A 23,467-nucleotide genomic window follows, 5' to 3' on the forward strand; every position below is an offset into this window, starting at 1 on the left:
TTTCGTTTTGAAGTCAACCTGTAGGGAGCAGACCGGGTTACGGTCTCTCCTTCTCCCCGAATACCAGCCGGAGTCCGCATGAACGTCTTCCACCTCGTACCGCACGACCTCCTCGAAGAAGGGGCCATTCCCACCACCTCCAAGGGCATGGACAAGGAGGACGAGCACGCCCCGTGCGCCTTCGTGGAGGTGCGGCGGGAAACGGACTACAGCCTGTACGTCCAGTGCTTCACGGACAGGCCGGGCACGCGCGGGGTCATTCCCGCCGCGTGCAAGAACGGCAGCCCGGCGTGGACGGCGGGTGACAGCCGCTACCTCACCAACCGCATCTGGATTTTCACCGACGCCATGCGCGCCAACGCCATGTCTTCCATGGCCTCCCAGATTGGCATGACCGGCACGACCGGCATGCCCGAGAGGGACGGCGCGGGCCAGGGCGACGGCCCCACGCCCGATGCCGTCTCCGCCAAGGGCATTCAGGCCATCGCCAAGGAATGCGCGGAAGCCCTGAAGAAGGCGCGCCGTCTGGCCGACTACCACGGCTTTGGCGAGGACGTGGACGACGAAGACCTGGACTGATCCCGCCAGAACACGAAGGGGGCGCCATGCCCCCCATTTCTTTTTCGACGTCTCCCCCCTGCTTCGCCTGCCTCCCCTCTCCCGCCCTTCCCGCCGCCCTTGCGCCGCCCTTGCGCCGCCGCGTTTTTCCGCCCACGTGTACAGTCACGAAAAATATGCTATGCGGCACCAAAGCCTATAGCAGCAAGCACTCACGCTTGCCGTGACCGACAAGGAGGCTGCAATGACACACGGAACTCGGAACATCAGGAACATCCGGAACATCGGCGGGTTGATTCTGGCGGCCCTGCTGGCCGTCGCCTGCTGCATGGCCGCGACGCCGCCCGCGCAGGCGGCCCCGGCCGATGCCGCGAAACTGGTGCTGCCCGGAGACATCACCCTGGCCCAGGCGCAGAAGGTCATCGCCGCCGCGCAGGCCAAAGCCGTGGAACAGGGCACGCTCATGAACATCGCCGTGGTGGACGCCGGGGGCAACCTGAAGGCGTTCGCGCGCATGGAGGGGGCGTTCCTGGGCAGCATCGACATTTCCATCGGCAAGGCCCGCACGGCGCGCTTCTTCAACATGTCCACCAAGGAACTGGGGGACGCGGCCCAACCGGGCCAGCCGCTGTACGGCATAGAGGTGACCAACGGCAACCTGGTCATCTTCGGCGGGGGCGAACTGCTGCGCGCCAAGGACGGCACCGTCATCGGAGCCGTGGGCGTCAGCGGCAGTTCGGTGGAAAACGACATGGCGGTCGTCAGGGCAGGAGTCGCCGCGCTGAACTAGCGCCACACCCGCCCACCATGGCATGCAAAAGGCCCCGGCGTCGTGCCGGGGCCTCGTTCATGGCGATTCTCGGGCATCACGGTCAGGCCCGGCGAGGGAGACCGGCCACGCCTGCCGCCGCTCTCACTCCACCTCACTCCACCTTACCCCACCTACTCTACCTTACCCACTGGGGCCAGCACGCCCGCCGCCACCAGTTCGCGCACCACGGGGATGCACTGGTCGGCGGGCACGCCGATGCGGCGGGCTATCTCCAGCAGGTCCAGCGTGCCGTCTGCGTAGGCCAGAAAGTCGATGATGACGTTGACCTTGTTGCAGTAGCCATTCTTCACGGATGTGGTGGGATACAGGCCGCGCCTGCCCAGTTGCGGCTCGCACAGGCAGGTGGCGCGGTAGGTGCGGTTGTTCTCCATGATGTCCAGGCACCGCGTCAGCGTGGCGAACGAGTTGTCCAGCCCCGCCGGAGAAACCACGGACAGGTCGTCCAGCGAGGTGTGGTACTCCGGATAGTGGCGGTACAGGCTGCGCGTGAACGGGATTATGGGCAGATCCACGCCGGGGCTGTTGTACTGGCGCTCGTCGCTGGCCCGGTCCAGGAAGGTGTAGCGCTTGAAGTCCGGGTGATACGCGCCCAGCACGTGCAGCAACGCACGGTCGGCCAGGGTGTCGCCCTTGCGCGAGGGCAGGTACGACCAGGCCCGGTCGTCGCCCGTGCAACTCAGCACGTACCCGGCCACCACGTTGCGCTGCATCTCGGCCAGATGCCGGCTGAGGTACCAGATCGTGCCGATGGTCTCCGGCACGAACACCAGCAGGTACGACAACTCGCGGTCGCGCTGCATCAGGCGGCGGGCCACGGCGGTTTGCAGCACAGGGCCGGAAAGCTCGTTGTTGGCCATGGACGGGTGGCAGACGTAGGTGGACAGCACCACCGTCTTCTCCGAGCGGCCAGGCAGGAGCAGGTCGGCGCAGGTCATGTGGCCGGGACCCAGGGTGGAGTCGATCACCACCCGGAACGGGCCGGGGCCCAGCGCATCCCGCTTGTTGTGCGCGATGCAGAAGCCCCAGGTGCGCTTGTAATACGAGGTGACGTAGGGGATGGCGTCCGGCTGGTCGGGCAGCGAGTAGAGCCGGGCGTCCAGTTCATCGCGAGTCACCACGGCGTCCACCGGCTCGGAATAGCCCACCACGTGCAGGTTGCTGGCCTTGAAGTCGATCAGCCGGTTGCCCTGCATGTCGGCCACCCAGGCGTCGCGGATGTTCCACTCGTCCGGCACGGTCCAGTCGAAGCACCGCGTGCCGCTGGGCACCTCGTGCATCCGCAGCCCCGGCAGCAACCCGCCAAGGTAGCGCAACGTCTCGCGAACCCCGTCGCCGGTAAGGCTCCTACAGATGGGAAAGAGGTCCGCCATCCAGCGGTACATCTCCTGCCCCGGACTCACTGCGTCCATATCCTTCCTTCGGCCCGCGCGGCTGCCGGGCGGTGCGCCATGCCACCGTTCCCATGCGCCGCAAAAGGCCCCCCCGGCCTGCATCGCCCCGCGCGCGACGCGGCGGCATGATGCGGCTGAAAAGGTACCGACGCGACGCCCACGGGCAACCCCTTGCCGGATGCGGCGCGCGCCCGTCCACACTACGGCTGCGGACACGCCGAACGGGCGCCACGTGCACACGCGGCGCCATGCAGCCGGGAACGGTTTCCCGGCGGAACGTCCTTCTACTGCACCGCTGAAACGTGTTCAAGCGGCAGAAATGCTACAAAACTGACTTCTTGGCACAACACAGCCATGCGACAGGATAAAATATTCATGCATAGACCATGGATGACGCACCGGCACCTTGTTTCCCGCAACCGTGAAACGCGTGAGACATCCCATGCGACTGAAACCGTCCGTCCATCGTGGCTTACTAACAGGCCGCTGTCCTGCCGTCCGCCCCGTGCGCCATGCGACACGCCCCTGGCTGCGAGGCCTTGCGCGGCCACGGTACGCCCGGCAGCGTGCGTGCCGCATGCAAGACCCTGCCCCCGCCCCGGATTCCGCATGATGACACACCCGCGCCACACGGCCGGACGCGCCGCCACCGCCGCCCGCCCGGCGCCGGTGGTGCGCCGGGCGAGGGAATTCATGCCTCCGCGCCTTGCCGTAACCGGGTCTCCAGTGTAGGCTGCGTTCCGCCGCGCCGACAGGTGTGACAACGCGGCGCATGACAACACCTCCATCCCCGACGCAACATCTCCGCATGAAGCACACTGACGTCGAATCCCCGGCCCCCAGACACCCCTCTCCGTGGAAGAAGCACCTGCGCTCCCTCGGCAAGGTGGCAGTATTCACCGTCTTCTGCGGGGCGGTGTGGCTGCTGTACAACGAAGTCAGCAAATACCACATCGACGAAATCCGCGAGAGCATGCGCCAGATGCCCATGACCAGTCTCGTGGCGTCCATGGTGCTGATGGTGTTCAACTACCTGGTGCTGGTGGGGTACGACGCGCTGGCCCTGCGCGCCATCAACAAGCCGTTGTCCATGACCCGCACCGCCCTCGTCTCGTTCGTGGGCTGCGTGACCAGCTACAACTTCGGGGCGCTGCTGGGCGGCAGTTCGGTGCGCTACCGGTTCTATTCGGCGTGGGGCTTTTCGGTGGTGGACGTGGTGCGCCTGGTGATCATGCTGGCCATCACCTTCTGGGTGGGCGCGCTGGGCGTGGCCGGGGCGGTGTTCATCATCCAGCCCCTGCCGGTGCCGCCATCGCTGGACATCCCCCTGCGCGACGTGCGCCTGCTGGGCGTGGTGCTGCTGGCCCTGACCATCGGCTACCACATCCTGACGCTGGTGGCGAAGCACCCCATCCGGGTCATGGGCAAGGAATTCGCGCTGCCGCCCTTCCGGCTGGCCATCCTGCAAACCCTGGTGGCCGGGCTGGACCTGGTGGTGGCGGCGGGCTGCCTGTACGTGCTCATGCCCGCCGACCTGGGGCTGGACTTCATCCAGTTCCTGTCCGTGTACCTGATGGCCATCGTGGCCGTGGTGCTCAGCCACGTGCCCGGCGGCGCGGGCGTGTTCGAGTTGGTCATCCTCAGCCTGTCGCACACCCATTCGCCGCAGACGGTCATCGCCGCGCTGATCTGCTTCCGGTTCATCTACTACCTGCTGCCGCTGCTGTTCGCCGCGGTGCTGCTGGGCGGGCACGAACTGCACCTGCGCCGCCACGAGGCGGAACGGATGCTGGACGAGGCGGGCCGCTGGACCGACGCGCTGTCGCATACCCTGATGGCCTATCTGGCCTTTGCGGCCGGGCTGATCCTGCTGTTCTCCAGCGCCATCCCCCTGGCGGCGGACAGCCGCGCCGCGCTGGTGGCCAACGTGCCGCTGTGGGCCATGGAATCCGCCCACTTCCTGGGCGCGGTCGCGGGGGTGGGCCTGCTGCTGCTTTCGCGCGGGCTGCAACGCCGCCTTGCCTCGGCCTGGCGGCTGGTGACGGCGCTGGTGGTGCTGGGCATCGCCAGTTGCGTGCTGAAGGGGCTGGACTGGCAGGAAGCCATACTGCTGATGCTGGTGCTGGCGTCGCTGTGCGTGACCCGGCGGCGCTTCTTCCGCCGCACCTCGCTGCTGCGCGAACGGTTCACCTTGCGCTGGATGGTGGCGGTTCTGCTGGTGGTGGGCTGTTCCCTGCTGCTGGGGCTGTTCGTGCACGCCCGCATGCCCTACACCAACGAACTATGGTGGACCTTCGCGGCGGAGAACGATGCCGCCCGCCTGCTGCGCGCCTTTGGCGGCATCGCCATGGTGCTGACGGTGTTCATGGTGCGGCGGCTGGCCTTCCCGCTGCACGGACGCCTGGGCGAATTCACGGCGGCCCGGCGCGAACGCTTCCGGCGCATCTACCGCGCGGCCCAGCGCATCCGCGAGAACGCCCTGCGCCGCAGGAAGCCGGGCAATCCGGGACAGCCTGGCGACACCGGCCAAGCGGAAGGCAAGTAACGCGCCGGAATCATGCGGGCGCGGCCGGACACACGGCCCCCGCCCGCACGAACGTTTCGCATGACATGACAACGGGGCGACGCCGCATTCCGGTATCGCCCCGATTTTCATGCGCCACGCGACGGCGGCGCGGAGTTGCGAACGTTCGGCGTCCTAGCGCGACGACAGCAACACCTCGTCCCGCCCGTCGCGCTCGCGCAGCAGCACGTCCACCTGCTCGTTGCGCCCGGTGTTCACGGTGCGCCCCACGTAGTCGGCATGGATGGGCAGTTCGCGGTGGCCCCGGTCCACCAGCACCAGCAGTTCCACGCGGCGGGGCCTGCCGTAGTCCAGCAACGCCTCCAGCGCGGCGCGGATGGTGCGCCCGGTGAACAGCACGTCGTCCACCAGCAGCACGTCGCGGCCCTCCAGGTCCACGGGAATGTCCGACGGCCCGATGGCGGGCTTGGCGGCAAGGGTGGTCCAGTCGTCGCGGTACAGGTTGATGTCCAGTGCGCCGGAAGGCAGCACGCAGCCCAATCTCTCGGCGATGATGCGCCCGAGGCGCGCGGCGATGTCGGCCCCGCGACGCTGGATGCCCACGAGCACGAGGCCCGCGCAATCGCCGTGGCGCTCCAGCACCTGATAGGCCAAGCGTTCCAGCGCGCGGCGCACTTCCTGTTCCGTGAGCAGAATGGTCTGTTCCATCGGGTCCCCCGTCCGGTGGGAATTCGTAATATCTTCACCGGTAACCGGTTTCCTTTCGCTTGGCAAACCGGACGGCGGCGCCGGGCCATACTGCCGGCCATGATGCCGCGCCATGACGCCGGGCATGACGCCGGATCGCCGCAGCCCGCATCCGCGCACGGTCACTGCGCGTTCATTCGGTTGGCCTTTTTGCCAGTTCTGAGGTAGGGTATGCCCGAACGTCGCCACAGGCCGCAAGGAAACGGACATGATCACCCTCGAACACGGCGCGCGGGACATTCTGGAAGAATACTTTTCCGAGAACCCCAACAGCCCCATCCGCATCTACATCTCGCCGCGCGGCAGCCGGGGACCGCACCTCGTGCTGGGCCCGGACGAGCCCAACGAACGCGACCACGTCGTGGTCGTGGACGGCTACACCTTCTGCATCAGCCAGCGTCTGGCCCAACAGGTGGGGACGGTGCGCATCCGGGCGCGCAACGCCGGATTCGAGGTGGTTCCCGAACGGCCTCTTACCGCCATGCGCGCCACCGACGCACCCTGACCCCACCCTGCCCCCGCGTCGCATAGATATCCGCTATGACCTCGCCCCCGACACATTGACAAACACCCCATGGGTACGTACTTGTTGCTCTCCGCACATCCAACAGTGGAGGACACATGTTCGAACTCACCGAAAACGCCCGCAAAGAGCTTGATGCCTACTTTGCGGACAAGCAGAAGAACCCCATCCGGGTCTACCTTGCCCCCGGCGGCTGAAGCGGTCCCCGGCTGGCCCTGGCTCTGGATGAGCCTAACGATACCGACAAAGTCTTCGAGGAAGGCGGCTTCACCTTCTGCGTGAACGCCGAACTTCTGTCCATGGCGGAATCCATCCGCATCGACATCAGCTACATGGGGTTCTCCGTGGAATCCGGCAAGCCGCTCGGCGGCAGCAGCTGCGGCGGTTGCAGCAGCTCGGGCAGTTGCGGTTCCTAGACCCCGCACACCACGCGCACGCTCTACGGCCCTCCCTGCGGAGGGCCGTTTTCTTTTCCGGGCGGGAAGCCCGATGCGGCTCTCGGCAATCAGGCTTGACGCACCACGGCGTGGCGGGCATCCTCCGCGCATCATGCATGCAGGAACGCCCACGGAGCCATCATGACCTTCAAGGAAACCGTCATCCTCGCCGTCAAGCTCGCCCACCGGCAGCAGCAGGAACTGGTCGTCGGCCGCGAGGACGGACGCTGGGAGATCGTGCCCATCACCGACGCCCGTTCCGATCAGTTGCGCCCCAGCGTCATCGTCACCGGCGCGGGCCTGAAGTATCCGGAGCACGAAGACCTGTACGCCCGGCTGGTGGCCGAAGGGGCCTGAGCGGGCCGCGACTGGCGGCGACTGGCCACAGCTGGCCACGGGCTGCCCGCCCACCTTGCCGCAACTCCCCCCGACTGAACGCACGACGGCCCGCGCTCCCATAAGGGACGCGGGCCGTCGTTTCGTCCGGTCACGCTGTCGCGCAAGGATCCATGCAGATCAAGTGTTCCCCCCGATGGGCTACGCCATAGGGGCCGAAGCAGGATTTTCGCCCGTTGGCAAGGAAAACAAGCCAGCCCCATCGGTCGAATACCACAAAAGTATACTCCCTCGTGGCTGGCTTGTTTTCCTTGCCAACGGGTGAAAGGACAATTCGGCCTGCTACCGCTTCACGTTGGTGGCAATCCACCCGGCAAAGGCGTTCATGAACTTGGCGCCGAACTCGCGCATGGAAGCGTCGGTCAGCGCGCCGTCGGGGCCGAACAGCTTGTCCGCGCCGCCGATGTACGCTTCCGGCTGCTGCAACGGGGGCATGTTCAGGAACACCAGCGACTGGCGCAGGTGATGATTAGCCCCGAAGCCGCCGATGGCGCCCGGCGACACGCTGACCACGGCCGCGGGCTTGCCGTTCCACACGCTGCTGCCGTAGGGGCGCGAACCCACGTCCAAGGCGTTCTTGATGGTGGCGGGCATGGACCGGTTGTATTCCGGCGTGAAGAACAGCGCGGCGTCCGTGCCCTTGATGGCCTTGCGGAAGTCGGTCCACGCGGCGGGCGGGGTGCCTTCGTCGTCCAGGTCCTGGTTGTACAGCGGCAGGCCGCCCACTTCGACGAATTCGAAACGCAGCGCGGGAGGGGCCAGTTCGGTCAGGACCCTGGCCATCTTGCGGTTCAGCGAATCCTTGCGCAGGCTGCCAACAATGACGGCGACGGTGAATATGGTGCTCATGGGTGTCTCTCCTGTGGTTTCGGGTATCGCCGTATTCCCGGCGGGTGCATCCGCCGGGAGGAGAAACGACGTTGCCGATAGAATACTACCTGAACGCCGCCAGGGCAACGCCCGCTCGCAACTTTTCACGTCGCCGCTCACCCGGTCCCCCCGCCCTTCCACGCGGCGGCGCGCACGCAAAAGGGGCCGCCCCATCCGGAGCGGCCCCTGTCGATCATGCAAGGCTATGAGGCTGGCGGCTACTTCTTGTGCAGCCAGGGCATCATGCCGCGCAGCTTGCCGCCCACCTTCTCGATCTGGTGGTCGGCCTCGATGCGGCGGGTGGCCTTGAAGCCGGGGTACCCGGCCTTGGCCTCGAGGATGAAGTTGCGGGCGAAGGTGCCTTCCTGGATTTCCTGGAGCACCTTCTTCATTTCCTTCTTCGTTTCCTCGTTCACGATGCGGCGGCCGGTGACGTAGTCGCCGTATTCGGCGGTGTCGCTGATGGAGTGGCGCATCTTGGCAAGGCCGCCCTCGTAGATGAGGTCGACGATGAGCTTCACTTCATGCAGGCACTCGAAGTAGGCGATTTCGGGCTGGTAGCCCGCTTCGACCAGGGTTTCGAAACCGGCCTTGATGAGCGACGAAAGACCGCCGCACAGCACCGCCTGTTCGCCGAACAGGTCGGTCTCGGTTTCTTCCTTGAAGGTGGTTTCGATGACGCCGGAACGCGCACCGCCAACGCCCTTGGCATACGCCAGAGCCTTCTCCATGGCCTTGCCGGTCGCATCTTGGTGGATGGCGACGAGGCAGGGGACGCCGCCCCCCTCGGTGTAGGTGCGGCGAACGAGATGGCCCGGCCCCTTGGGGGCGATCATGAACACGTCGACGTCTTTCGGGGGCTCGATCTGGCCGAAGTGGATGTTGAACCCGTGGGCGAACAGCAGCGCGTCGCCCGGCTTCAGGTTCGGCTTGATTTCCGCTTCGTAGACCGCGGCCTGTACCTGGTCGGGGAGTAGGATCATGATGAGGTCGGCCTTGGCTGCGGCCTCGGCCACGGGTAGCGGCGCGAAGCCGTGTTCCTTGGCGAGTTCGTAGTTGGCCCCGCCGGGACGCTGCCCGACGACGACGTTGATCCCGGAGTCGCGCAGGTTCTGGGCATGCGCGTGGCCCTGGCTGCCGTAGCCGATGATGGCCACGGTCTTGTCCTTCAGGACCTCCAGTGTCGCATCCTGTTCGTAATAGACCTTCATCATCTACTCCCTGCCGCACACGGGTGCGGCGTCCTCGAATGACGGTTGCGGTGTATGAAGACCCCGCCCGGCGCCGGGAGCGGCCCCGGCACCCTTGCGGGTTTGCCACCGTAGGCAGCGAAAGCGCTGCCGCAATGGATTGCGATACCGGATTCGGCGGCGGAAGGCTACCCCTTGGGGGCGCCGAAACACGACGGACTGAATATTTGTTCAATCAGCGCCGCGTTCCCCCGGTCTTGCAGGACGCGCGGCGGAAGGCGTTGTACCGCCCGCCGCCGCGCGTGAAGGTTCCGGAACATCCCGGCAGGCTGGGCCGCTGCCTAGCGCCCGCCGGTGTTACGCTGTCTCAGGCTGCATCGACCGCCGCATGGCCACGGTGCCGGTGCGGGCGATTTCCTTGATGCCGAAGCGGGCCAGCAGGCTCAGGATGGCCTGGATCTTTCCGTGGTCGCCGGTGGCTTCCAGGGTCAGGTCGTTCAGGCTCACGTCCACCACCTTGCAGCGGAAGATGTCGGCGATGCGCAACACCTCGGCCCGGCGGGCGTCGTCGGCCTGCACCTTGACCATCATCATCTCGCGCTCCACGGCGGCGATGCCCTCGAAGTCCACCACCTTGATCACCGTCACCAGCTTGCGCAGCTGCTTGACGATCTGCTCGATGATCTGCTCCTCGCCGCTGGTGCTGATGGTCATGAGCGAAACGCCCTCTTCCAGCGTGGGGGCCACGTTCAACGACTCGATGTTGAAGCCGCGCCCGCTGAACAGCCCCGCCACCCGGGACAGCACGCCCGGTTCGTTCTCCACGAGAACGGAAAGCACATGTCGCATGGGCTGCCCTCCCTACACCAGCAGCATTTCGTCCAGGGCCGCGCCCGCGGGCACCATGGGGTACACGTTCTCCTCGCGTTCCACCCGCACGTCGATGACGGCGGTATGGGGCGAGGCGAAGGCCGCGCGCAGCGTGGATTCCAGTTCGCCCGCCTCGGTGATGCGGTAGCCTTCGGCCCCGTAGGCCTCGGCCAGCTTCACGAAGTCGGGCTGCGCCTCCATGCAGGTGGCGCAGTAGTTGCGCTGGTAGAACAGTTCCTGCCACTGGCGTACCATGCCGAGGTAGCCGTTGTTCAGGATCACGATCTTGATGGGCAGCTTGTTGCAGACGGCGGTGGCCAGTTCCTGGATGTTCATCTGGATGGAGCCGTCGCCCGCCATGTCGATGACCAGCTTGTCCGGAAAGGCGAACTGCGCGCCGATGGCGGCCGGAAAGCCGTAGCCCATGGTGCCGAGCCCGCCCGAGGTGAGCAGCGTGCGCGGCTTGCGGAAGGTGAAGAACTGGGCCGTCCACATCTGGTTCTGGCCCACCTCGGTGGTGACGATGGCGTCGCCCCGGGTGATGGAGAAGATGGTTTCTACCACCTGCTGCGGCTTGATGGAGCCGTTCTTCACATAGGTCAGGGGCTGTTCGGTGCGCCAGGCGGAAACCTGGGCCAGCCACGGCTCGTGCGCCGTCGCCCAGTCCTTTTCGGCAAGGCGGGTGGTGGCTATCTCGCGGATGCCCGCCAGCGCCTTGCGGCAGTCGCCCACCACGGGAATGTCCACCTGCACGTTCTTGCGGATGGACGTGGGGTCGATGTCGATGTGGATGATGCGCGCGCCAGAGGCGAACGCGGAAAGCCGGCCGGTCACCCGGTCGTCGAAGCGCGCGCCCACGGCCACGATGCAGTCGGCGTTGTTCACCGCCTTGTTGCCCGCGTAGGTGCCGTGCATGCCGATCATGCCCAGCCACAGCGGGTCGTCGCCCGGAAAGGCGCCAAGGCCCATCAACGTGGAGGTCACCGGAATGCTCAGGGTGCGGGCCAGCCAGCCCAGCTCTTCGCTGGCGTCGGACATGACCACGCCGCCGCCCGCGAAGAACAGCGGGCGTTTCGCCTCGATAAGCGCCTCCACCGCGCGGCGCAGCTGGTTCAGGTTGGGCCGGTAGGTGGGGTTGTAGCTGCGCAGCTTGACGTCCTCTGGCCAGGCGAATTCGGTCTTCGCCTGCATGACGTCCTTGGGCAAGTCGACAAGAACGGGACCCGGCCTGCCGGAGCGGGCCAGATAGAAAGCCTGCCGCAGCACGCGGGCAAGGTCGCGCACGTCCTTCACCAGATAGTTGTGCTTGGTGCACGGGCGGGTGATGCCGACGATGTCCACTTCCTGGAAGGCGTCGTTGCCGATGAGGGGGGTGGGTACCTGCCCCGTCAGCACGACCATGGGAATGGAGTCGGCATAGGCCGTGGCGATGCCAGTCACGGTGTTGGTGGCGCCCGGCCCGGAAGTGACCAGACAGACGCCCACCTTGCCCGACGCGCGGGCGAAACCGTCGGCGGCGTGCACCGCCGCCTGTTCGTGCCGGACCAATACATGCCGGATGTCGTGCCGCGGCAACTCGTCATAGATGTCTATGACGGCCCCGCCGGGATAGCCGAACAGTACGTCGACGCCTTCCCGTTTGAGGCATTCCAGCAGAATCCGGGCCCCGTTCAGTTCCATCTAGCCCTCCAAGGCGCGGTACCGGTCCAGTATGGCGTGGAGCCGGGTCTTTCCGTCGAGTTTCTGTTTCTTCAGTTCCTTGGCCTGCTTTTCTTCGGCAGGGGTCAGGAACGACTTGGATTCGATTTTCTCCAGTTGTTTCTCGAACAGAATATGCTCATCCCATAGCGCCTTCAGTTCGGGATCCGTGGCGGCGTACTTTTCCAGGAGCGCGTTGTCTTTCGGTTCCATGGAACTCTTCTCCTATGGCGTTGAGGGTTGTTCTTTCCCACATGTGCCAAGCAGGCCCCAGCTGGGCTCCACATCCGATTCGACGATCAGTTTCTTCAACCGGCCCGTATGACCGGATACGATGCGCACGCGGTTGCGGCGCATTCCCAGCGCGGAGGCCACGAAGTCCTCCAGCGCCTTGTTGGCCTTGTTGTCCACGGCCGGTGCGGCCAGGCGCACCTTCAGCCTTCCGTCGGCCGTGCCCTCGCACCCGCTCTTGCGCGCGCCGGGCACCGCCCGCACAAGGACCGCCCATTGCCCTTCCCCGGCAGGGGCCGCCCATTCGGGGCGGCCGGCCTCAGGCTGGTCCACCCTTCTGCCGCCCGGCGATGCGCGCCGCGGCGGCCTCCAATTCCTCGTCGTCCTCGCGGGTCATATCCAGCATGCGCAGGTGCTGCTGCACCACGGCGCGCACCTTCATCTCGAACTGCGCCTTGACCTTGCGGGCCTCGGCGATGTCCTCCTGAATGCGCGCAAGGCGGAGCTGCCCCTGATTGATGAGGTTCTCCGCCTTGGAATGGGCAGCGTCTATGATCAACTGCGCCTCCCTCTGGGCACTGGCCTTGAGGTCGGCGGTGACCCTTTGGGTGGTCATCAACGTGTCCCGCAACGTCGATTCCCGCTCCCTGAATTCGGTCAGGCGCTCTTCCAGATGCGCCAGCTGGCCGGCCAGCGCGGCCTTTTCCTCGCTCAGCCGGCCGATGGTATCCGCGGCCTCCTGCATCATCCTGTCCACCTCGTCGGTGGCGTAGCCTCGCAGGGACTTGGAAAAGCTGTGGTTCAGCAGATCTATGCGGCTCACGGACATGTGACGCCCCTATCGCATGGTGACGGCGAACTGGTACAGCGACTGGATGACCACGGCGTTGATGAACTGGATGGCCAGCAGCACCACCACCGGGGACAGGTCGAGCCCCCCCACGTAGGTGAACGGAATCCACTTGCGGACCCGGTAGAACACCGGCTCCGTCAGGTTGCGCAGGATGCGCACGATGGGATTGTAGGGATCGGGGTTGACCCACGAGAGGACTGCCGCAACGATGACGATCCAGAAATACAGGTTCAGCACGGCATCGAGCACGCGCGCCACGCCGATAAGGAGATTCGAAAAAACGAACATGAACCCTCCGGTTAAGCGCACCCCGGAATTGGGGGGCGACCGTAACACCGATACTTCCACTTACCCGCGACAAGAATCAAGCAAAAAGTGGTTACTCCTGCACCGGATGCGCGGCGCTGCCCGCCGGGCACCTTTCGCCGGACACCTTTCGCCGGACGCATTCCGCAGGCGCATCCCGCAGGAGTGACGCCAGCGGGCGGCCATCCTACCGGAATGGGCACTCCCGCCCGGCAGCCTGCCCGCCCTGCCGCCCGTTCTCCTGGCGCTGGTATTCCGCCAGCACGCGGCGCAGCGTCCAGAAGTCGTCCAGGTGCAGCCGCGCGGTGAGCGACGGGCTGCGGTAGGCCCAGAAGCACACCCCGGCCATGCGGGCGGTTTCCTCGTCGGCGATGGTGTCGCCCATGAAGGCCACCTCGTCGCGGGCGAGGCCCCAGGCGTCCAGGGTGGCGCAAAGGCCCTCGGGGTGGGGTTTGGCCCGCACCCGCGCGGCGGTCATGACCGGAAAGAACAGGTCGGCCATGCCGAAGTGGTCGAGCACGTATTCCATGGTGGTGGTGCGGTTGGTGCAGATGCCCCGGCGAAAGCCCGCGTCGCGCAGCCAGCGCAGCAGTTCCATCAGGCCCGGCTCCGGGTCCAGCAGGGGCAGAATGTCGCGCCGGTAGACGATGCGCCTGCGCGCCTCGGGCAGCTTCGGCATGAGTTCGGGCGGCACGATGCGCGCCAGCGACTGCCCCACCGAGGCCATGTGGGTGTAGTCCTCGTCCTGCCGCGACATGGGCGGCTGCCCCAGCGCGCCGAGGATGAGGTTGTAGTAGTGGATGTTGGACGCGCGCGAGTCGAACAGCACGCCGTCGCAATCGAAGATGATGCCCTTGAGGCCCTTGGGAAACAGCTGCTGGATGCGATGAACCGTTGGATACACGAAAACCTCGTAAAATATCTACTAAAACGGGGGTGCAGGGGGCGGTAGCCAGCTCTGCTATCGCCATCTGTAATGCTCGCGCGTTGCGCTCGCATAACATCTGCCGTCCTGCCCGCCGGAGGCGTACAAAAACGGTTTTCCCTACCGGGCACACTTGCCGCAACAGACCACGTCGAACACGCGGTCCAGCCACGGGCGCGCGCCATCGGGGCCGGGGCGGCCCGCCACCTGCCACAGGGGCAGGCGGGCGTGCACCACCAGCTTGGCCACCTTGGCGCCCCAGGCGGGGCACAGGGCAGTGGCCTGTTCGGCGGTCACGGGGGCGAAGGCCGCGCCGCCGTCCCGCAGGGTGGCGGCGATTTCGGCGTCACAGGTGAACAGCACCGCGCCGTCGGGCAGGAAGGGACCCATGTTCTCCACGATGACCCGCCACGAGGGGCCGATGATGTCCGCGCCGCTGCCGGGCAGCATGGCGGAATAGGGGTCGAGAGCGGGCAGTTCGCGCAATTCCTCGTCCGTCTCCACGCCCAGGATGTCGGCCAGACTCTCGCGGCTGCGCGAAAACTTCTCCTTCAGGGCGTCCAGTTCGCGCACGCGCTCTTCCAGATGCCAGGCCAGGATCAGGGTCTTCTGCGCGGCGATGCGCCGGTTGCGCTCCGCCTGAGCGGGGTCGTCACGGGAGCCGGGGGCGGCCCCGGCCACCTCGCCGCCGGAGGCGAACCCTTCCAGCGCGGCCAGTTCGGAGCGGCCCAGCGAGAACGGGGCCTCGTCCTGGGCGCTTTCCAGCGCGGCCACCATGGCGGCCAGGTCGCCGTGCGGGCCGGAGCCCACATTCAGGCCGAAGTCCAGCAGTTCTGCCAGACAGGCCCGCGCCTCGGTCTCGGACAACGGCAACAGGGGCGAACGCCACGCCGGAACGGCGGGAGCGCCCGAGTCGGCCTGCGGCGCGGCGCCGGCCACATGGGGCGCGGCGGGCAGCCCCGCCGACAGGAATCGCACGCCCTCGGGCAGGCAGGCGGGGGCCAGTTCGCGGTGCAGCAGCGGAATGTAGAGCACGGGGTGTTCGGATGCGTTGTGCATGGTCACCATCGGTATGGGCTTGAAGTCACTGGATGTGCGTGAACGGGGGGCGCGGCGCGCCACGGCCGCTCACGCCCCCTGGAACCGTTCGCAGATGCCGTCGCAGCGGGGCAGCAGCAGCACGCACACTCCCTCGCGGAAGTGGGTGCAGTCCAGCCAGTCCGCCTCGCCGCAGCAGCCGCCGCCCGCACAGGACGGACAGGACGGGGGCGGCGTGTAGTCGGCGCACAGCCCGCCGGGCGGCGGTATGGTGGCGAGGCGGCGCTCCCACAGCGCCGTGGCCTGCTCCGACGACAAGTCGAAGGTATCCGCCTGTTCGAGGAAATGGTCGTAGGCGCGGACGATGCGCTGTTCCTCACCGCAGCGCCAGCCTTCGTTCAGGCCGGGGTTCATGGTCTCGTCCACGGCGCAGTGCCCCGCCTCGTGAAAGCGGCAGTGGATGCCGGGCAGCCGCATGACGCGGCCCCGGACGCCTGAAATGGGGGAAGCGCCGGACGCGCCCCAAGCGGCCGAACCGCTCGGCCCGCCGGGGGCCTTCCCCCCCTTGCCGGGCTTTTCGGACGTCATGCCGTCTCCAGCGCGTGGGGCCAGAAGGCCATGCCGCCGTCCAGCACGTAGAGGTCGGTGGCCCCCAGGGCGCCCAGCATGCAGGCCACGCTCCACGCCGCGTCCGATGTGGCCGCCACCAGCACGATGGGGGTGAAGCGGGGCACTTCGTCCTGCAACCGCTTGCGCAGCTGGGTGTGGGGGATGTTGTACGCGCCGGGCACGTGGCCCGCGCGCCAGTCGGGCGCGCTGCGCAGGTCCAGGGTGAAGAATTCCGCCCCGGCCTCGCGCGAGGCGATGAATTCGTCCGGAGTGATGCCGAAGTAGCGGCCAGCCAGCTTGTTGGCCAGGACGGCCGCCGCGCGGCGCAGCAGTTCACCGGCCGCGCCGGGCAGTTCGGCCTGGGCCAGATCGGCCACGCGCATGCCCGCGCGCAGCGCCAGTGACGCGGCGGACACCACGGCGGCGCACAGTTCCGCATCGCGGCCCGCCACCTGCGCGCCCAGCAGCGCGCCGCCGGTCCTGGCGGCCAGCAGCTTCACGGCCTGCCCGGCGGGCAGGCCGCCCCAGGCGCCGGATTCGTCGTCGTCATCCGATTGGCCGGGCGATTGGCCGGGCTGGCCACCGAGGGCGGAGGGAGTGGCGTACACGGAAAACTCGGTTTCCACCTCGGCCCGGGCGCAGGCGGCGGACCCAAGGCCCACGGCGGCCACGGTGACGCCGGGGCCTTCGGCGTGCACGGTGCCCAGGGCGGGCAGGCGGCAGGGGCAGTCGCCCAGGGCGTCGGCCAGTTCGGCCATATCGGGGTCGCCGGACCCGGCCAGTTCCGCCGCCAGATCGCCCGCAGGACAGGCGGCCACGCCCCGCGCGGGGGACACGTCGGCGCCGGTGGCGTCGATGGAGGCCAGATGGTCGGCCAGGGCGCGGACCAAGCCCGGCACCTCGGCGGGCACTGCGGCGGCCTGCTCCACCCCGCCATCCGGGGCCATGCGCTGCACGCCGACCCCGGTGCCGAACACGTACACGCCGGGCGCGCCGGTGCGCAGGCAGCCGTCCACGTCGATGCGGCCGGTATCGTCCAGGCTGATGCCGTCCAGGGTCAGGGCCGGGTTCTGCACCACCAGCGGGCTGGTCCAGATGAACAGGTCGCCTTCCACGCGCAGGTCCGCCCCACCGGGGCCACCGGGGCCGCCCGCCCCGTCCGCACGGTCCGCACGGTCAGGGGCCACGGCCACCAGCGCGGCAAAGCCGCCGTCCCCGGCGGGCAGCGCGCCCATGCGTTCCATGGCCACGCCCGTCCAGTTCACCGTTTCCACGCCGTTGCGGCGGGCCATGCGCGCCGCGTGGCGCCACATGTCGGCGTCCACGGCGTTGGCGGCATCGCCCGTGGCCGGGCGGGTGCGCACCCACACCGGGGTGGCCCCGGCCGCGCGCACCAGGCGCAGCGCCTCCAGTGCCTCGGCCCCCTGCCCCACCACCACGGCGCGGCAGGCGCCTGCGGCCACCCGTTCGGCCAGCAGGCCGTCGAGGCCCGCCACGTCGGCGCCGGGCCAGGCGAATACGTTGGGCGCGCCGCGCAGGGCACGGGGAATGCGCGGGGTGGCGTCGATCTCCATGGCCAACTGGTCATAGCGCACGGCCAGTCTGCCCCGGCTGGAACCGGCGATGACGGTGCTGGCGTCGAGATCGACGGAAAGCTCGGCCGCGTCCAGCACGCCCACCTCGCGGGCAGCCAGCAGCACGCGCGAGGCGCGCCGGGAGGCCAGGCACGCGGCAAACGGCCCGCCGCCCCCGCCGTCAACACCCGCCTCGGGCATGATCATGTTCACCTCGCACCCCGGCAGCAGCCGCTTGACGCGCGCGGCAAGCTTGCCCGCCCCCACACCGGAACCTATGACAACGATGCGTCGCATGTATCGCTCCATTCATTGAAGTGTGCGCAACCACCTTGGAACACAGGCCATCCCCCGGCGTTGCGCGTCTTGACCGGGGTGTACCCGATGTGTATATGCATGGCATCACTAACGGAGGCATGCATATGTTCGGTATCGGCATTCAGGAATTGTTGGTCGTTCTCGTTCTGGTCCTGCTGGTGTTCGGGGCCAACAAGCTCCCCGAAATCGGCGGCGGGCTCGGGCGTGCCATCCGGAACTTCAAGCGGGCCACCAGCGAACCCGACGAAATCGACATCACTCCGGGCAAAAAGAACGAAAAGATCGAAAAGGACGACAAGCAGGCATAACCGGGCCACGCGCCCGACAGGCATTTTTCCGGAACCCGGCGCGGCATGCCCGCCGGGTTTCTTCGTTTCCGCGTGCGGCGCGCCTTTCCGTTACTGAAGCACTTCCCGCGTCAGCTTTCGCGGCGCAAGATATTCGTCCAGCCGCCGGTCCAGTTCCACCCGGTTCACCAGCACCAGCTTCCAGGTGGCCGCCAGCCCGCCGGGCCGCATGGTCACGTCCTGCAACTGCGCGCTTTGCAAGGCGCGGTCCCAGTCGTGCAGGGCCCGGTCGAAGGCTTCCACGCTGTCGGCGGTGAGCCAGCCGGTCACCCGCAGCACGGCCTGCTGCCCCGCCGCCGCCCCGGCCACCTGGCGGTGCGAGAAATACCACGCCCATAGCCCCCGCCACGCATCGTCCACGCTGGCCCCGTCGGCCGAAGTGGAGCCTTCGGGCGCATCCAGGGTGCCGTACCACGCCTTGTTCTGGGGGCGCAGGGCCACGCGCACCGAAGCTCCGGCGCGCTGTTCCACCCCGTACAGCAGTTGCAGCCTGCTCACGCGCTCCGCCACCTCGGGCGAGGCTCCGGAAAGCTGCAACACCATGGCCACGGGTTCTTCAGCGGTATAGTACGCGCCCACCTGGCGCAGCCGGTCCTTGAGCATGTCGCGGTTCACGTCCACGTCCACGGCAAGGCGAGTGCCGCCCTGCACCTGGGTCATGCCCAGTTCGCTGTAGCCGCGCACCACCTCGCCGGTGACGGTGGCCAGGTATTCGCGCAGCGCGGCGCGGCGCGCCTCGGACAGGGGGGCGCGCAGGATGTCCAGGGCCTCGTCGGTGACGGCGTTGGTGAAAGCCTCGCCCTGCGCCTGGGCGCGGGTCTTGGAAACCTGCCCCTCGCCCCACACGGCCTCGGCGCGGCGGGCATGCCCCGGCACGGCCTGGCACAGCACGGCCACCACGACGGCAAGGCAGCACAGAACCCGCCACCACGGCGCGGGCGCGCGCGGCACGGCGGGCGAAAACGCATGGCGGGATGCCATATGACGGGGCGCCGATGCCGCCCCGTGGCCGTCCGTGCGGCGGCCGGGACAACGGAACATCATGAATACTCCGGTGTTCTGCAAAATGGTGTCGTTCCGTGGCGTTGTAGCCGATTTCGCCCCCGAACGCCAGCGCGGGCGGGCCGGACGCCGGGGAAGGGTCACTCCCCGACCCTATCCAGGTCCGTGACCGGCTCCGTTTCCGCGTCCAGCGCGCGGAAGGCCACGCCCAGGTGGTCCAGCCAGATGTCCACGAAGCCGCCATACTCCGCCGTGCCGCGCAGCACGGGCACACATTCCATGCCCGCCGCCTCGATGCGCGACCGCCACGAGTCTGGCGTGTCGCCGGCCATGTCCAGCATGGCGTGCCGCCCCACCACCGAAAGCAGCGGCAGCAGCCACGCCCGGCGCACCCCGGCCGCCGCGAGGCGGGGCAGGATGTCGTCGATGGTGCAGTCCCCGTCCATGGTGCCGATGTGCACCAGCGGGTCGCGCTCGCGCACCTGGGCGGACAGCGTCCCGTAGCGGGATTCGCCCTCGTGCCAGGTGCCGTGCCCCATGAACACGCAGGCGTCGCCGGGGGCGCGCTCCGGCGGCAGGTGGGCCAGCAGGGCGGCGGCGGCGCGGCGGATGTCCTCGCCGGAATCCAGCAGGGGCGCACCCACGGTGGCCCGAACGAAGCCTTCCCGCCCGTCCCCCGTCCCGCGCATGTCCTCCACGTCGGCCAGCAGGTCGGCGTATTCCGCGCCGGGGATGGAGTGCAGCGACTGCACGGCGACGTGGGTGTACTTTTCGAACCACATCTTGCGCAGGGCCTTGTGGACGGAGTCGGTCTTCTTCCGCGCGGCCGCCAGCCGGTGGCGCATGACCACAGAGGTGAACGCCCAGCGCACCGGCACGCCGGGGAACAGCGCCCGCACCCGTTCGTCGAACAGACGAAGGGTGGACTGCCCCTGCGGGGTTCCGGAGCCGAACGCGGCGAGAAGGATGCCTTTCTTCATGTGGACTGCCGTGGGGATTGCCAGCGGGTAGTTGCGATACGGGCCGTGCGTACGGGACGAACCCATGCGGCCATGCCGGGCGGCGCGACGGCGGGAAGCGCCACAGTGCAGGCTACGCATGACGGCAGAACATTGCAAGTTATTTCTGTACGATGCAAGGTGCCCACTCCACCCGGTACGCCGTATTGACCTTGCCCCGCCGCTGCCTGTACCATTCGCCCCTGCGCCCGGCCCTGCCGGGCGTCACCCCAGCACACCCGTCACCATCACGGAGACATGATGCGCCTACTCGTTACGGGCGGTTGCGGCTTCATCGGCACCAACTTCGTCCGTCTCGTCATGGACCGCCGCCCCGACGTCACGGTGGTCAACCTCGACAAGCTGACCTACGCGGGCAACCCGCTGAACCTCGCCGACATCGAAAAAGCCCACGGCGGCGTCCGCTACTTCTTCGAGCGCGCCGACATCGCCGACGCGGCCGCCGTGCGCCGCATCCTGAAGGACCACCGCATCGACGCGGTGGTCAACTTCGCGGCGGAAACCCACGTGGACCGCTCCATAGACGACCCCTCGCCCTTCGTGCTCACCAACGTGCTGGGCGCGCAGACCCTGCTCACCGCCGCGCGCGACGCCGGGGTGGCCCGCTTCGTCCACGTTTCCACCGACGAGGTGTACGGCACCCTGGGGCCCGAGGGCCGCTTCACCGAATCCACCCCGCTGGCCCCCAACAGCCCCTACTCCGCCTCCAAGGCGGCGGGCGACCTGATGGCCCGCGCCTGGTTCGAGACCTACGGCTACCCGGTGGTGGTCACCCGCTGCTCCAACAACTACGGGCCGTACCAGTTCCCGGAAAAGCTCATTCCGCTGATGATCGGCCGGGCCGGGCGCGACGAAACCCTGCCCGTGTACGGCGACGGCCTGAACGTGCGCGACTGGATCCACGTGGACGACCATTGCCGCGGCGTGCTGCTGGCCCTGGAAAAGGGCCGTCCCGGCGCCGTCTACAACTTCGGCGGCGCGGCGGAGCGCCCCAACATCGAGGTGGTGCGCGCCATCCTGCGCCTGGTGGGCAAGCCGGAAAGCCTGATCCGCTACGTCACCGACCGGCCCGGCCACGACCGCCGCTACGCCATGGACTTTTCGCTGGCCGCGCGGGAACTGGGCTACGCGCCGGAATACGATTTCGAGCGCGGCCTTGCCGAAACCGTGGCCTGGTACCGGGCCAACACCCCATGGCTTGAAAGCGTGGCCTCGGGGGCGTACAGGGAGTTCATGCAACGCTGGTACGGAGAACGATTGTGAGCCCGCGCCCCAAGGCGCTGGTGCTCGGCGGCAGGACCGGGCTGCTCGGCCAGGCCCTGGTGCGCGTGCTGCGCGAATCGGGCTGGGACGCCCTGCCCACCGGGCGCGACGACGTGAACGTGCTCGATTCCGGGGCGCTGGCCTCGTTCATCGAGCGCGCCGAGCCCGCCGTGATCTTCAACACCGTGGCCTGGACCCAGGTGGACCTGGCCGAAGAGCGCGAGGAAGACGCCACCCGTCTCAACAGGCAATTGCCCACGTGCCTCGCGCGCATGGTGCGCGGCACGTCCACGCACCTCGTGCACTTCAGCACCGATTTCGTGTTCAGCGGCAGAAAGGGCGCGCCCTACACGCCGGACGACACGCCCGACCCCGCGTCCGTCTACGGGGCCACCAAACTGGCCGGGGAACAGGCCGTGCTCCAGCAGTGCCCGGACAACGCCTGCGTGGTGCGCACATCCTGGCTGTTCGGGCCGGGCCGCCGCAACTTCGTCAAGGTCATCCTGGACATCTGCCACGACAGGGGCGAAGCCCGCGTGGTGCACGACCAGATCGGCTCGCCCACCTACACCCTGGACCTGGCGGCGGGCAGCGTGAAGCTGGCCGAACTGCGGGCCACGGGCATCTTCCACCTGGCCAACGCCGGGCAGGCCAGCTGGTGCGAACTGGCGTCGGAAGCCGTGAGCCTGGCCGGGCTGCCCTGCAAGGTGCACGCGATTCCTTCGCGCGACTATCCGCAGAAGGCCCAGCGCCCGCCCTTCTCGGTGCTGGACACCTCGCGCTTCACCCAGGTTACCGGCATCGCCCCGCGCCCGTGGCCGCAGGCCCTGCGCGACTACATCTACAAGGAATGCCTGCCCGGCACGCACGACGCCTGACGCCGCGCGGGCAGACCGCACTTCGGCCAGCGGCCGCCAACGATCAGGATACCCCAGGGAATACGACATGCCGCCCGCCGAAAATCTCCGCGCCCTCGCCCGCGCCGTACAAGGCACCGTGAAGGACGCCTTCCACGTCTGGCTGACGCTGATGAAGGTGATGGTGCCCATCATCGTCGTGGTCAAGGTGCTGACCGAACTGGACTTGGTGCGCTACCTGGCCCTGCCGCTGTCGCCCGTCATGGGGCTTGTGGGCCTGCCCGCAGACCTCGGCCTGTCGTGGGCCACCAGCATGCTGGTGAACATCTACAGCGGCCTGTTCGTGTACGCCGGGTTGCTGCCGGGCATGGAACAGCTGACCGTGGCCCAGGTGACCACCTTCGCCACCATGACGCTCATCGCCCACAACGTGCTGGTGGAAGGGCGCATCGCCCAGCAGTGCGGCCTGAACATGACCACCCAGATCGGGTTGCGCTTCGGCGGGGCGCTGTTGTGCGGCATGCTCATGCGCGCCTTCTTCGACGCCACCGGCTACCTTTCCGAGCCCGCCGTCATGCTCTGGGCCCCGCGCGAGGCCCCGGCCACCCTGGTCGCCTGGGCCTGGAACGAGGCGCGCAACCTGGTCTCGGTGCTCGGCATCGTGCTGGCGCTGATGGGCCTGATGCGCGTGCTGGACGCCGTGGGCATCACCCGGCTGCTCAACGCCTGCCTGCGCCCGGCGCTGCGGCTGATGGGCATCGGCGACAACGCCGCCACCATCACCATCATCGGCCTCGGCATGGGCATCGCCTACGGCGGCGGGCTCATCGTGCACGAGGTGCAGGGCGGCAAGGTGCCCCCGCGCGACGTGTTCAGTTCGCTGTCGCTCATGGGCCTGTCGCACGCGCTCATCGAGGACACCCTGCTCATGGCCCTCATCGGCGCGCACCTGGGCGGCACCCTGTGGGCGCGGCTGGTCTTTTCCATGGTGGTGGTGATGCTGCTGATCCGGCTGTACGACCGGCTGCGGCCCACGCCCACCCCGGCCGCTCCCGCCCGGCAGGGCGCGTAGGCGCGCCTCCGCAGGCC

Annotated in this window: 26 protein-coding genes; 10 read left to right on the forward strand and 16 right to left on the reverse strand. The window is 67.9% G+C overall.

Going from position 1 to position 23,467, the window contains the following annotated elements:
* Positions 1 to 78 precede the first annotated feature (78 nt).
* Both ACR4XJ_RS11345 and ACR4XJ_RS11350 read left to right on the forward strand, forming a co-directional pair.
* Positions 79 to 579 carry a hypothetical protein gene (locus tag ACR4XJ_RS11345; protein ID WP_434755321.1) on the forward strand — a complete coding sequence of 167 codons (501 nt, stop codon included), beginning with the start codon at positions 79 to 81 and terminating at the stop codon, positions 577 to 579.
* 223 nt (positions 580 to 802) lie between these two features.
* Positions 803 to 1,348, forward strand: coding sequence for a GlcG/HbpS family heme-binding protein (locus ACR4XJ_RS11350; RefSeq protein WP_434755322.1), 546 nt, complete (start codon positions 803 to 805; stop codon positions 1,346 to 1,348).
* Between the two features lie 152 nt (positions 1,349 to 1,500).
* Here ACR4XJ_RS11350 and ACR4XJ_RS11355 read toward each other — a convergent pair whose 3' ends face one another.
* The gene (locus tag ACR4XJ_RS11355) at positions 1,501 to 2,799 is read right to left on the reverse strand and encodes a DUF4910 domain-containing protein (protein ID WP_434755323.1); all 1,299 of its coding nucleotides are present in this window, start codon (positions 2,797 to 2,799) and stop codon (positions 1,501 to 1,503) included.
* A 790-nt stretch (positions 2,800 to 3,589) separates the two neighbouring features.
* Here ACR4XJ_RS11355 and ACR4XJ_RS11360 point away from each other — a divergent pair.
* Positions 3,590 to 5,326: a lysylphosphatidylglycerol synthetase family protein gene (locus ACR4XJ_RS11360; protein ID WP_434755324.1), complete on the forward strand. Its 1,737-nt coding sequence runs from the start codon at positions 3,590 to 3,592 to the stop codon at positions 5,324 to 5,326.
* Between the two features lie 153 nt (positions 5,327 to 5,479).
* Here ACR4XJ_RS11360 and pyrR read toward each other — a convergent pair whose 3' ends face one another.
* Complete coding sequence (gene pyrR, locus ACR4XJ_RS11365) at positions 5,480 to 6,013, reverse strand: bifunctional pyr operon transcriptional regulator/uracil phosphoribosyltransferase PyrR (protein ID WP_434755325.1); 534 nt, start codon at positions 6,011 to 6,013, stop codon at positions 5,480 to 5,482.
* A 247-nt stretch (positions 6,014 to 6,260) separates the two neighbouring features.
* Here pyrR and ACR4XJ_RS11370 point away from each other — a divergent pair, with 247 nt between their 5' ends.
* The 3 genes from ACR4XJ_RS11370 to ACR4XJ_RS11380 all read left to right on the forward strand — a co-directional run bounded on the left by ACR4XJ_RS11370 (position 6,261) and on the right by ACR4XJ_RS11380 (position 7,369).
* The gene (locus tag ACR4XJ_RS11370) at positions 6,261 to 6,557 is read left to right on the forward strand and encodes an adhesin (RefSeq protein WP_434755326.1); all 297 of its coding nucleotides are present in this window, start codon (positions 6,261 to 6,263) and stop codon (positions 6,555 to 6,557) included.
* 116 nt (positions 6,558 to 6,673) lie between these two features.
* Positions 6,674 to 6,991, forward strand: a complete 318-nt coding sequence (locus ACR4XJ_RS11375; RefSeq protein WP_434755327.1) for an IscA/HesB family protein — start codon at positions 6,674 to 6,676, stop codon at positions 6,989 to 6,991.
* 162 nt (positions 6,992 to 7,153) lie between these two features.
* Positions 7,154 to 7,369, forward strand: a complete 216-nt coding sequence (locus tag ACR4XJ_RS11380) for a hypothetical protein (protein WP_333507505.1) — start codon at positions 7,154 to 7,156, stop codon at positions 7,367 to 7,369.
* A gap of 321 nt (positions 7,370 to 7,690) precedes the next feature.
* On the opposite strand, the gene ACR4XJ_RS11385 is transcribed toward ACR4XJ_RS11380, so the two are convergent.
* The 12 genes from ACR4XJ_RS11385 to ACR4XJ_RS11440 all read right to left on the reverse strand — a co-directional run bounded on the left by ACR4XJ_RS11385 (position 7,691) and on the right by ACR4XJ_RS11440 (position 17,869).
* The gene (locus tag ACR4XJ_RS11385; protein WP_434755328.1) at positions 7,691 to 8,257 is read right to left on the reverse strand and encodes an NADPH-dependent FMN reductase; all 567 of its coding nucleotides are present in this window, start codon (positions 8,255 to 8,257) and stop codon (positions 7,691 to 7,693) included.
* 239 nt (positions 8,258 to 8,496) lie between these two features.
* A complete protein-coding gene (gene ilvC, locus ACR4XJ_RS11390; RefSeq protein WP_434755329.1) occupies positions 8,497 to 9,489 on the reverse strand; it encodes a ketol-acid reductoisomerase in 993 nt (330 codons plus the stop codon).
* A 336-nt stretch (positions 9,490 to 9,825) separates the two neighbouring features.
* Positions 9,826 to 10,317 (reverse strand): acetolactate synthase small subunit, encoded by a 492-nt coding sequence (gene ilvN, locus ACR4XJ_RS11395; protein WP_434755330.1) that lies wholly within the window; start codon positions 10,315 to 10,317, stop codon positions 9,826 to 9,828.
* A 12-nt stretch (positions 10,318 to 10,329) separates the two neighbouring features.
* A complete protein-coding gene (gene ilvB / locus ACR4XJ_RS11400; RefSeq protein WP_434755331.1) occupies positions 10,330 to 12,018 on the reverse strand; it encodes a biosynthetic-type acetolactate synthase large subunit in 1,689 nt (562 codons plus the stop codon).
* Complete coding sequence (locus ACR4XJ_RS11405) at positions 12,019 to 12,249, reverse strand: DUF465 domain-containing protein (RefSeq protein WP_333507509.1); 231 nt, start codon at positions 12,247 to 12,249, stop codon at positions 12,019 to 12,021.
* Between the two features lie 12 nt (positions 12,250 to 12,261).
* Positions 12,262 to 12,531 (reverse strand): DUF167 domain-containing protein, encoded by a 270-nt coding sequence (locus tag ACR4XJ_RS11410; RefSeq protein WP_434755332.1) that lies wholly within the window; start codon positions 12,529 to 12,531, stop codon positions 12,262 to 12,264.
* Between the two features lie 55 nt (positions 12,532 to 12,586).
* On the reverse strand, positions 12,587 to 13,096 hold the full coding sequence (locus ACR4XJ_RS11415) for a DivIVA domain-containing protein (RefSeq protein ID WP_434755333.1): 510 nt from the start codon (positions 13,094 to 13,096) through the stop codon (positions 12,587 to 12,589).
* Positions 13,097 to 13,105: 9 nt separating this feature from the next.
* Positions 13,106 to 13,408 (reverse strand): YggT family protein, encoded by a 303-nt coding sequence (locus ACR4XJ_RS11420; RefSeq protein WP_434755334.1) that lies wholly within the window; start codon positions 13,406 to 13,408, stop codon positions 13,106 to 13,108.
* Between the two features lie 205 nt (positions 13,409 to 13,613).
* Positions 13,614 to 14,330, reverse strand: coding sequence for an HAD family hydrolase (locus ACR4XJ_RS11425; RefSeq protein ID WP_434755335.1), 717 nt, complete (start codon positions 14,328 to 14,330; stop codon positions 13,614 to 13,616).
* A 141-nt stretch (positions 14,331 to 14,471) separates the two neighbouring features.
* Positions 14,472 to 15,410, reverse strand: coding sequence for a hypothetical protein (locus ACR4XJ_RS11430; RefSeq protein ID WP_434755336.1), 939 nt, complete (start codon positions 15,408 to 15,410; stop codon positions 14,472 to 14,474).
* A gap of 69 nt (positions 15,411 to 15,479) precedes the next feature.
* Positions 15,480 to 15,866, reverse strand: coding sequence for a hypothetical protein (locus tag ACR4XJ_RS11435; RefSeq protein WP_434755337.1), 387 nt, complete (start codon positions 15,864 to 15,866; stop codon positions 15,480 to 15,482).
* 107 nt (positions 15,867 to 15,973) lie between these two features.
* On the reverse strand, positions 15,974 to 17,869 hold the full coding sequence (locus ACR4XJ_RS11440; RefSeq protein WP_434755338.1) for a rhodanese-like domain-containing protein: 1,896 nt from the start codon (positions 17,867 to 17,869) through the stop codon (positions 15,974 to 15,976).
* A 125-nt stretch (positions 17,870 to 17,994) separates the two neighbouring features.
* Here ACR4XJ_RS11440 and ACR4XJ_RS11445 point away from each other — a divergent pair, with 125 nt between their 5' ends.
* Complete coding sequence (locus tag ACR4XJ_RS11445; RefSeq protein ID WP_043607897.1) at positions 17,995 to 18,198, forward strand: twin-arginine translocase TatA/TatE family subunit; 204 nt, start codon at positions 17,995 to 17,997, stop codon at positions 18,196 to 18,198.
* Between the two features lie 90 nt (positions 18,199 to 18,288).
* On the opposite strand, the gene ACR4XJ_RS11450 is transcribed toward ACR4XJ_RS11445, so the two are convergent.
* Together ACR4XJ_RS11450 and ACR4XJ_RS11455 are read right to left on the reverse strand one after the other, a co-directional pair.
* Complete coding sequence (locus ACR4XJ_RS11450; RefSeq protein WP_434755339.1) at positions 18,289 to 19,218, reverse strand: hypothetical protein; 930 nt, start codon at positions 19,216 to 19,218, stop codon at positions 18,289 to 18,291.
* Positions 19,219 to 19,379: 161 nt separating this feature from the next.
* Entirely contained in the window at positions 19,380 to 20,219 is an 840-nt protein-coding gene (locus ACR4XJ_RS11455) for a sirohydrochlorin cobaltochelatase (protein ID WP_434755340.1), read from the reverse strand.
* A gap of 279 nt (positions 20,220 to 20,498) precedes the next feature.
* Here ACR4XJ_RS11455 and rfbB point away from each other — a divergent pair, with 279 nt between their 5' ends.
* The 3 genes from rfbB to ACR4XJ_RS11470 all read left to right on the forward strand — a co-directional run bounded on the left by rfbB (position 20,499) and on the right by ACR4XJ_RS11470 (position 23,450).
* A complete protein-coding gene (gene rfbB, locus ACR4XJ_RS11460) occupies positions 20,499 to 21,521 on the forward strand; it encodes a dTDP-glucose 4,6-dehydratase (protein WP_434755341.1) in 1,023 nt (340 codons plus the stop codon).
* Complete coding sequence (gene rfbD, locus ACR4XJ_RS11465) at positions 21,518 to 22,399, forward strand: dTDP-4-dehydrorhamnose reductase (protein WP_434755342.1); 882 nt, start codon at positions 21,518 to 21,520, stop codon at positions 22,397 to 22,399. Before rfbB ends, rfbD begins: the two co-directional genes overlap by 4 nt.
* A gap of 67 nt (positions 22,400 to 22,466) precedes the next feature.
* Positions 22,467 to 23,450: a hypothetical protein gene (locus ACR4XJ_RS11470; protein ID WP_434755343.1), complete on the forward strand. Its 984-nt coding sequence runs from the start codon at positions 22,467 to 22,469 to the stop codon at positions 23,448 to 23,450.
* Positions 23,451 to 23,467: the final 17 nt, after the last annotated feature.

Source organism: Nitratidesulfovibrio sp. D1 (genome assembly GCF_051133415.1).
GTDB lineage: Bacteria > Desulfobacterota > Desulfovibrionia > Desulfovibrionales > Desulfovibrionaceae > Cupidesulfovibrio.

Bases quoted from the DNA above. Each gene is read 5' to 3' on its own strand.
- ACR4XJ_RS11345 (WP_434755321.1), top strand. From the start codon at position 79: ATGAACGTCTTCCACCTCGTACCGCACGACCTCCTCGAAGAAGGGGCC.
- ACR4XJ_RS11350 (WP_434755322.1), top strand. From the start codon at position 803: ATGACACACGGAACTCGGAACATCAGGAACATCCGGAACATCGGCGGG.
- ACR4XJ_RS11355 (WP_434755323.1), bottom strand. From the start codon at position 2,799: ATGGACGCAGTGAGTCCGGGGCAGGAGATGTACCGCTGGATGGCGGAC.
- ACR4XJ_RS11360 (WP_434755324.1), top strand. From the start codon at position 3,590: ATGAAGCACACTGACGTCGAATCCCCGGCCCCCAGACACCCCTCTCCG.
- pyrR (WP_434755325.1), bottom strand. From the start codon at position 6,013: ATGGAACAGACCATTCTGCTCACGGAACAGGAAGTGCGCCGCGCGCTG.
- ACR4XJ_RS11370 (WP_434755326.1), top strand. From the start codon at position 6,261: ATGATCACCCTCGAACACGGCGCGCGGGACATTCTGGAAGAATACTTT.
- ACR4XJ_RS11380 (WP_333507505.1), top strand. From the start codon at position 7,154: ATGACCTTCAAGGAAACCGTCATCCTCGCCGTCAAGCTCGCCCACCGG.
- ACR4XJ_RS11385 (WP_434755328.1), bottom strand. From the start codon at position 8,257: ATGAGCACCATATTCACCGTCGCCGTCATTGTTGGCAGCCTGCGCAAG.
- ilvC (WP_434755329.1), bottom strand. From the start codon at position 9,489: ATGAAGGTCTATTACGAACAGGATGCGACACTGGAGGTCCTGAAGGAC.
- ilvN (WP_434755330.1), bottom strand. From the start codon at position 10,317: ATGCGACATGTGCTTTCCGTTCTCGTGGAGAACGAACCGGGCGTGCTG.
- ilvB (WP_434755331.1), bottom strand. From the start codon at position 12,018: ATGGAACTGAACGGGGCCCGGATTCTGCTGGAATGCCTCAAACGGGAA.
- ACR4XJ_RS11405 (WP_333507509.1), bottom strand. From the start codon at position 12,249: ATGGAACCGAAAGACAACGCGCTCCTGGAAAAGTACGCCGCCACGGAT.
- ACR4XJ_RS11415 (WP_434755333.1), bottom strand. From the start codon at position 13,096: ATGTCCGTGAGCCGCATAGATCTGCTGAACCACAGCTTTTCCAAGTCC.
- ACR4XJ_RS11420 (WP_434755334.1), bottom strand. From the start codon at position 13,408: ATGTTCGTTTTTTCGAATCTCCTTATCGGCGTGGCGCGCGTGCTCGAT.
- ACR4XJ_RS11430 (WP_434755336.1), bottom strand. From the start codon at position 15,410: ATGCACAACGCATCCGAACACCCCGTGCTCTACATTCCGCTGCTGCAC.
- ACR4XJ_RS11435 (WP_434755337.1), bottom strand. From the start codon at position 15,866: ATGCGGCTGCCCGGCATCCACTGCCGCTTTCACGAGGCGGGGCACTGC.
- ACR4XJ_RS11440 (WP_434755338.1), bottom strand. From the start codon at position 17,869: ATGCGACGCATCGTTGTCATAGGTTCCGGTGTGGGGGCGGGCAAGCTT.
- ACR4XJ_RS11445 (WP_043607897.1), top strand. From the start codon at position 17,995: ATGTTCGGTATCGGCATTCAGGAATTGTTGGTCGTTCTCGTTCTGGTC.
- ACR4XJ_RS11450 (WP_434755339.1), bottom strand. From the start codon at position 19,218: ATGGCATCCCGCCATGCGTTTTCGCCCGCCGTGCCGCGCGCGCCCGCG.
- ACR4XJ_RS11455 (WP_434755340.1), bottom strand. From the start codon at position 20,219: ATGAAGAAAGGCATCCTTCTCGCCGCGTTCGGCTCCGGAACCCCGCAG.
- rfbB (WP_434755341.1), top strand. From the start codon at position 20,499: ATGCGCCTACTCGTTACGGGCGGTTGCGGCTTCATCGGCACCAACTTC.
- ACR4XJ_RS11470 (WP_434755343.1), top strand. From the start codon at position 22,467: ATGCCGCCCGCCGAAAATCTCCGCGCCCTCGCCCGCGCCGTACAAGGC.